Source organism: Brevundimonas sp. CURTG3B2_SDJG (assembly GCF_057364705.1).
Genome location: NZ_JBNFOJ010000392.1, coordinates 1 through 2,181 on the forward strand (window position 1 = coordinate 1; position 2,181 = coordinate 2,181).

Sequence of the window (2,181 nt, forward strand, 5' to 3'; positions counted from 1 at the left end):
CAGGCGGAACGCGCCGCCCTCGCCCCCGCAGAGTGTAGGTCAGCGGGCCGTAGGCGGTGCGCACGCCGGTCACACCCACGCCCTCTCCCTCCAGCCAGCGCGTCGGCACGCCGGCGGCCAGCACCAGGGCGCGGTCGCCGTCGCGCTCGTAGACCAGCAGGTCCATCGCCGACCGGATGTAGTCCGAGCTGATCCAGGCGTGCGGCATGTCGCCGATGAAGCGCGGCTCGCGCAGGTCGCGCCCGACCACCTCGGCCCAGCCGTTCCAGGCCGCCGGCCGCATGTCGGCGAAATAGAAGTCCAGCGCCCGCAGCGCCTCCTCGCGCCGCCCCAGCCGCACCAGGGCTCCGACGTTGCGCAGTTCGTAGGGCGTATAGTCCCGCCACGACATGCGGTTCTCCTGGCGCGCGGTGAAGTTCTCCCACCATTGTCGAACGTGCCCTTCAGCAGGGCCGGGGGCAGTTCGTCGATCAGGCCGCCCGGCGACAGGGCGATGGTCGTCGAGGTGGCGTCGAAGTCGCCCCGGTCGCGGCGCCGGCGATCCAGTCGATGCCGTAGTGCGCCGCCGTCGTCTCGATCGAGGCCATGATGTCGGCCCGGAACTCGGCCTCGGAGGCGCGCAGGCGCGCCGCGGCCTGTGCCTCGCCCAGCGTTTCGGCGATGAAGATGGCGTCGCGATAGCCGCGCAGCCCCCAGAAGTCGTCCCAGTAGGAATAGGCGATCTTGTCCGAGTAGCCCTCGTGGCTGATCGTCGGCGGCAAGAGGCCGAAGAGGCGCCGCTTGTCCGGTGTCTGGAACTCGGCGGTCCGGGTCGAGGCGCGAAGCTCGTCCATATAACCCGCCGCCTTGCGCACCTGCGGCCAGACCTCGCGCAGCAGGGCCTCGTCATGGGTGTAGCGATAGGTTTCGGCCGCCAGGAAAATGAACTCGCCGTGGCTGTCGTTCTCGGGGACCGGGTCCGAGCCGCGTGCGTCGGCGCAGCACGGCACCTTGCCGTTGTCAAAGACCAGCGGCGCGAACCAGCGCAGATAGTCCGCCGACAGCCGTTCGTGGCCCAGCCGGTTCAGGCCCTCGGCCATCATCGCCCCGTCGCGGATCCAGGTGCGGTTGTAGCTGCGCGTGCCCGGCTGGAGGATCGGGCCCTGCCGCGACATCAGCATATGGGCCAGCGAGGTCCGCATCACGTCGCGCACCGGGCCGGCGGCGGGCGGCAGGGTCAGGTCGAAGCGGCCCAGCTTCTCGCGCCAGCCGGCGGCGACGCGGTCCTGGACGGTGTCCAGCGCCGCCTCGATCGCGCCGACCGCCGGGCCGTCCGGAGCCCCGCCCGAAAGGGGGGCCATGATTCCGAAGGTGCGGGTCTCGCCCGGCTGCAGGGTGACGTCGTACAGCATCGCCGCGGCCGTCAGCTGGGTCGTGTCGGACTCGACCAGCCGGACGTCCGGCGACCGCCGCCGCCCGGCGTCCGCCAGCAGGCTCTGAGGGTCCGAACCGGCCGCGAAGGTCGCCGCCGCCACGCCGTCGGGGCGGACCAAGGCGTTCACCCGGATCGTATCGTTCAGGACCATCGCGGCCCCGTTCCAGTCGACCTGTTGAACAGGCCCGACCCCGCCGGGGGTGGTCAGGAATTGGGTCGGCCCGTTCACCTGGAAGGGCCGGGCCATCACCGCCAGCGTCAGGCTGCGCGGCCGGTCCGAGGTGTTGGTCAGGGCGTAGCGCCCCCAGATCTGCGCCTGCTCCGGCGCGCCGTCGGCGAAGGCGGTGACCGCCAGCGTCCAGCCGTCGGCTGTCCAGGTCACCGTCGGGATCGGCAGATAGCCGTCCTGCAGCGTCTGGGTCACACCCACGTCGGCCCAGGTGACCAGTCGGCCGTTGTCCAGCACGAAGGGCTCGATCGAAGGCCCGCCGCGACGCAGTTCGATGGCCCCGTCCTCGCCGATCAGGGCGCTCTCGCCGCCGCCGTCGACGCCGACCAGGGTCCAGTAGGGCTGCTCGCCGTGGAAACCGCGGGGATAGAGACCGCGCCGGCTCTCGGCGGCCACGGCGCGCATGAAGGTCGTCGGGGTCTCGCCGAACGACAGGGGTTCGATCTCCAGGGCGTTCAGGGCGTAGACGCTGGCCGCGGCCTGGCCGAGACGCTGGCCGGCGCCGGCCTGGCCGACGACCCCGCCTTCATCGCGCGGC

At 71.9% G+C, this 2,181-nt stretch carries 2 pseudogenes; both read right to left on the reverse strand.

Annotated features, from left to right (window positions below):
* Window positions 1–391, reverse strand: a pseudogene (locus AC2W7C_RS17010) (discoidin domain-containing protein); the annotation flags it as partial.
* A gap of 79 nt (window positions 392–470) precedes the next feature.
* Window positions 471–2,181: pseudogene (locus AC2W7C_RS17015) on the reverse strand (discoidin domain-containing protein); the annotation flags it as partial.